The 5,588-nt window shown below is 63.2% G+C and carries 5 protein-coding genes; 2 read left to right on the top strand and 3 right to left on the bottom strand.

Features of this window, described 5'->3' with window-relative positions:
* On the top strand, positions 1-509 hold a 509-nt coding region (locus B4E36_RS00970; RefSeq protein WP_345899866.1), incomplete at its 5' end, for an SLC13 family permease.
* Between the two features lie 13 nt (positions 510-522).
* Here the strand turns inward: B4E36_RS00970 and B4E36_RS00965 are convergent.
* Entirely contained in the window at positions 523-1,521 is a 999-nt protein-coding gene (locus B4E36_RS00965; RefSeq protein WP_292052491.1) for a mechanosensitive ion channel family protein, read from the bottom strand.
* A gap of 132 nt (positions 1,522-1,653) precedes the next feature.
* Entirely contained in the window at positions 1,654-2,880 is a 1,227-nt protein-coding gene (locus B4E36_RS00960) for an META domain-containing protein (protein WP_292052489.1), read from the bottom strand.
* Positions 2,881-3,203: 323 nt separating this feature from the next.
* Here B4E36_RS00960 and clcA point away from each other — a divergent pair, with 323 nt between their 5' ends.
* On the top strand, positions 3,204-4,547 hold the full coding sequence (gene clcA / locus B4E36_RS00955) for a H(+)/Cl(-) exchange transporter ClcA (protein ID WP_292052488.1): 1,344 nt from the start codon (positions 3,204-3,206) through the stop codon (positions 4,545-4,547).
* Positions 4,548-4,556: 9 nt separating this feature from the next.
* Here clcA and B4E36_RS00950 read toward each other — a convergent pair.
* Positions 4,557-5,588 (bottom strand): TrkA C-terminal domain-containing protein (locus tag B4E36_RS00950; protein ID WP_345899865.1); only part of this gene is annotated, 1,032 nt, incomplete at its 5' end.

Below are 5,588 nucleotides of genomic sequence, written 5' to 3'. Positions count from 1 at the left end.
CGCGCGAAATGGTCGCCCTTTCGGCCGCCGCAGTCATGCTGGTCAACCGGCGGGTGTCGTCGAAGGAGGTCATCGGAACGGTCGACGGCAATCTCCTTCTGCTGCTGGCCGGGCTGTTTGTGGTCAATGCGGCGCTGGCCCAGACCGGAATGCCGCAAAAGGTGGTTCACGATCTTCAGGGAGCAGGCGTCGATTTCGCCAATCCTTCGATCCTGTTCCTCGTCGCATCCGCGCTCAGCAATATCGTCGGCAACAATCCGGCGGTCATGCTGCTCGCGCCCTTCCTGCCGCATGCGGCCAATACCGACGCGCTGGGCGCGGCGCTGGCGCTCGGCACGGGCTTTTCCAGCAACCTGATCATCTTCGGTAGCCTCGCCGGCATAATCGTGGTCGAGCAGGCGAAGGACCGGGGCGTGAAGATCGGCATGGGCGAATTCTGCCGTGCCGGCGTCCCCGTCACGCTTTTGTGCATGGTGCTTGCGCTCGCCTGGATCGCGCTTCTGACCTGACGATGGCCGCGTCTCAGCCGTCCTTGTCGAGATAGACCGTCTGCGAGGGGAAGGCGAAGTCAGCGCCGTGGGCATGAACGATGTCGACGATTTTCAGGTAAACATCCTGCTGGATCGCCAGCCACTCGGCCCAGCGGGTCGTCTTGGTGAAGCAGTAGACCATGATGTTCAGTGATGAATCGGCGAAGTCGTTGAAATAGACAAGAAGCGTCTGGTTCAGATCGATATGCTCGCTTTGATGCAGCATGGCACGGATATCGGCGACGACGGCGGCAATCTTGTCGGCATCCTCGTAGCGAAGGCCGATCGTGGTGTCGATGCGCCTGTTCCTCATCTGGCCGGGGTTTTCGACGCTGATCGATGAAAACACGGAGTTCGGCACGAAAAGCGGGCGCTTGTCGAACGTGGTGATCCTGGTCATGCGCCAGCCTATCTCCTCCACCGTGCCTTCGATGTCGCGGTCTGGCGAGCGTATCCAGTCACCCAGCCGGAACGGCCTGTCGAAATAGAGCATCACGCCCGAGAACATGTTGCTCAGTACATCCCTCCCGGCAATGCCGATGGCGATGCCGCCGAAGCCGCCGAAGGCCATCAGGCCGGAGAGGCTCAGGCCCAGATGCTCGCCGAACAGCAGCAGCAGCAGCAGGACGATTGCCATTTTGAGAATACGGGCAATGCTGATTGCCGAGGTCTTGTCGCTGCCCTTGTTCACCTGTGCGGTGGTCAGGCGGTTTATCAGGTGAAAGGCCTGCTGCATGACGATCAGGCCGATGGCGACCAGCGTCAGATCGTCGAGCAGGCCGGGTTTGACAAGATCGAGCTTATAGTGTGCGAGGATTTGGTCGGCAGTCTTGTTCAGAGTGACCAGCAGGCTCGCGGCCGCGCCCAGAAAGATGGCGTGGACGGCAATGCTGTGAGACAAGGTCCGGCTGCGCTTCATGAGCACGCCGCTCAGCAACATCGCTGCGAGAAGAAAGGCAACCACGGCTGCATTGATCCAGTATGCACTCATGGCGCCGACATTGCTCCTTGCTCGACATCACCATTGAACGAAAAGGCCGGTGTGCTTACAGGACCTTTTGCTGTCATGCACAAAAACACATAGATAGGGTGGCTTCGCAGTTCCATGAAAAGCGGAACCGTTTTAATGGCTTGCCCTGATGACGGCGTCGCCGCCGGACGTCAGCTGCAATGCGCCGTCAATTGAGACGTCGAAGCCGTCAACCGTGCCGAGCGCGTCGAGAAAGGTCTGTTCCAGTTTCATCATGGCTTCGTCGCAGGCCATCCGGGTCGCTGCGAGCGGACCGATTGCGACGCGGCCCTCGCCGTTTACCGCAAAGGCCCCTGTGAAGCGGTTGCAGCCGGTGGTTCCGAAGATCTGACCTTCCTCGCTGATCGAGAAGGCGGGGCGATCGGCGGTCTCGTCGAGCGCGTTGCCGTCGATCCTGTCGACGGTCCAATCGGGGCCGGTCAGCAGTTCGAGCGTATCGCCGCCGCAGCCCTTCAGCGTTCCGGTTGCCGTTTCCAGTTCGACGCTCTGCGGGAACAGCCGGCCGCTCATGTCGTCCTGGCATAGGCCGGCCCTTACGCGGAAGGCGAGGGCGTATTGGTCGAAACCGTAGCGATAGGCTCCGTCGACCACCTCCGGCTCCGGCAGGCGGAGGTCGAGGCGGTCTTCGCCATAATTCATGTCCAGCATGAACCGGTCACCTGCGATGACGGCGCGCCAGCCGGGTTCATTGCCCTGCGCCGACCATGCCTTTTCCGCCTCGGCCGGCACCATGACGCAATCCGGCAGGTCCTGGCCGTCGAGCGTCACCAGCGCGGTGTCGCCCTTGCTCCAGAAGACGTTTCGGCCGTCCTCGGACTGGTATTTCGCGCCGTCCGCGGAGATCGTCGGGGCGAGGTGGTAAATCCTCTCATCGGTCTCGACCACCGCTTCCTCGCCCTGAAAGCCGACCTGAAGGCGGATATCGCCGCACATGAAGGTGCTGCTGAAGGCCGCGGGCGTGAACGCCGTCAGCATGATGTCTCCGATATCGGCATCATTGTTTCCCGCCGCGATCATGACCGGTTCGCTCACAAACCGGTTGGCGCCGTCGATCCGGATCGCCGCTGTCAGTTTCGCCGCGACGCCCTGTGGGATGGCCAGTTCGAACGGCCATGGCACCTGCCGGCCGTTCGACTCATCGCTGTGCGTCGCCAGCAGGGCGTTTTGAAAACCGCGTGCCTCGACCACGAGTTCGGCATCATCCGGCAGCGCGATGCGCTCGCGCATCATGGCCTCGCCGGTGATCATACGCATGTCCTGCGCATGCGCGGTCGTTGCCGCTAGAAGGCTTGCCAGAACTGTCAGAACGGAACGGGACATGGTAATTCCTTTGTCGTCTTCACGGGGTGGAGGGTATGCCGCGCCGGAGACGGCTTCGCGTTTCCAGCGGAGCAGCCCGGACCCACCGGCGAGGGCCGCGCTGCGCGGTCAGGTACGCGCGCCGTCGCTGCTAATCTAACACGGTATTTGTAGGTTGCCGCAACCGGCCGAACAACATGTCAGACCATACAGTTGACCCTTCGCGCGCAGGCTGACTATCAGCAGATTGGGCCTGCAAGAGCGCAGGTCCTGCCCTCCGGCAGGACATAGCGATCCCGAGATCATTGCCCATTTTTTAAATCCCCTCCGGACGATAAAGCGCCATGGACAATTCAGCAGAAGAACTCGAGCAACCGGGAAGCCGGAACGCGCAGATCCGCTTCGTCGCCCTTGCGGCGCTCGCGGGAATTCTGACGGGGTCCGTCGGGTCCGTGTTCCATCTTCTGATCGACTGGCTGCAAGCATGGCCCCGCGTCCTCGCAACGCATGTCGATGGCGTCGTGCTTGTCGCCGCTGCCGCCCTGATCACCATGTGCGCGACATTGCTTTCGGCCTACGTTGTCCGCCGCTTCGCGCCCGAGGCCGGCGGCAGCGGGGTGCAGGAGATCGAAGGCGCCATGCAGGGCTTGCGCACCGTTCGGTGGCAAAGGGTGCTGCCGATCAAGTTCCTGACCGGCATCGTCTCGATCGCGTCGGGGCTGGTGCTCGGCCGCGAAGGCCCGACGATCCATATCGGCGCTTCGTTTTCGGCGGCGATCACTGATTTCTTCAAGGTCAGCGAAACCGAGCGGCGCGGCATGCTTGGCGCCGGCGCGGCCGCCGGTCTCGCCTGCGCCTTCAATGCGCCGCTCGCCGCCATCCTGTTCATCGTCGAGGAAACCCACCGGCAGTTTCCCTATACCTTCCGCACCTATATGGGCGTGATCATCGCCGCGGTGCTGGCGACGGTGATGACCCAGATCATCGGCGGCACGGCGCCAGATTTCTCGATGGCGGTGGCGAGCCCGGAACTCACCCTGCTGCCCGCCTTCGTCATACTCGGGGTGCTGCTTGGTTTCCTGGGCGTCAGCCTCAACGCGGCGCTGATGTGGACGGGTTCGTTTGCCGGCCGCCTTAACGCGCGCGTGCCCTATCTTTATCCGGCCGTGGTCGGCCTCGTCGTCGGCGGTCTGTTCGTGACGATGCCGCATTCGGTAACCGGCGGCGAGCATGTCGTGACCTCGCTTGCCGCCCACAGCGCCAGCCTTCAGGTTCTGCTGGCGCTTGCCGTAATCCGCTACGTCACCATGACGGCGAGCTATTCGGCGGGCACGCCGGGCGGCATTTTCGCGCCGATCCTGGCGCTTTCGATGTGCGTCGGTCTGGCCTTCGGCGGCATCGTCGAACTGGTGACGCCCCACGGCATACCGCTCGCCTTCGGCATGGCGGCGATGGGTGGGCTGTTTTCCGCCTCCGTGCGCGCGCCGATCGTCGGCGTGGTGCTGACGCTGGAACTGACCGGGGCCTACACCATGGTCATGCCGCTGATCGTCACCTGCATGACGGCCAACATGGTCGCCGAATGGATCGGCGGACGCCCGATCTACGACCAGTTGCTGGAACGCACGCTGAGAAAGGCCGGCATCGACCCGGCGGCAAAGGGCGAGGACAAGACCGGCCTGGCATGAGTCTCAAGCTCACATCATCATCACGATCACCAGGCCGAACAGGATCAGCAGCGTGGTGGAGACCGCATACCCGACCGAGAACCCGATCGCCGGCACCTGGCTCTCGGCCTTCTCCGTCAGCATCGCCAGCGCCGGGGAGGATTTCCGCGCGCCCGCGCAGCAGCCGAACAGGATGGCGTCATCGAAGCGGAAGACATATTTCCCGAGATAGATCGCCAATAGCGACGGGACGATGGAGGCGATCAGGCTCCAGAGCAGGAAGACCGGCCCCAACTCCTTCAGCCCGCCTGCAAGGGCGGGAGCGGCGGCAAGGCCAAGGGCTGCGATGAACAGGTTGAGGCCGATCGAGTTCATGAACCACAGCGTGGCTCCCGGTACCCGGCCGAAGACCGGGTGCACCGAACGGAGCCAGCCGAAGAAGAGACCGATAAGCAGGATGCCGCCGGCCGTCGACAGCGTCAGCGGCACCTCGCCGACCCTGAAGCTCAGCGCGCCGATCACGGCGCCGGCGACGATCGCGGCGCTGATAAAGGCGATGTCGGCGCGCTCGGTTTCCCGGTCGAGATAGCCGAATTTTTTCGCGAAACCGGCGATGTCGGTGGGGCGGCCGATGATTCGGATGACGTCGCCGCGATAAAGCATCGTGTCAGCAAAAACCGGGATTGACACGGACAGGGCTCCGCGATGGATAGCGGTGATGAACACGCCGCGCGTCTCGGGAATGTCCGCGAGCGCCTTCAGCGTCTCGCCGGCCAACGCGCTCGATGTGATCAGCACGTCGGTGCCCTCGACCTGGACGCCGAGCAGTTCCGCGTCGTCGACTTCCTCGAGCACCTTGCTGACTTCACTGAGAAGTACGTGCCGCGATCCGGCAAGGGCGATGATGTCGCCGGCCGCGATCGTGACGGAGGTGGTGGCCTCCATGATCTCGCCGTTTCGCCGCAGCCGCGCCAGGAACAGCCGGTGATTGTCGAAGAAATGCTCGGCATCGGCGACGTTGAGGCCGACCAGCGGGGATTTTTCATCGACGCGATAGGCGCG

Origin of the sequence: Martelella sp. UBA3392 (genome assembly GCF_002358775.1) — a bacterium.
Lineage (GTDB): Bacteria > Pseudomonadota > Alphaproteobacteria > Rhizobiales > Rhizobiaceae > Martelella > Martelella mediterranea.
The sequence above is the reverse complement of the archived record's forward strand: the minus strand, read 5'-3'. Positions and strand labels throughout refer to the sequence as shown.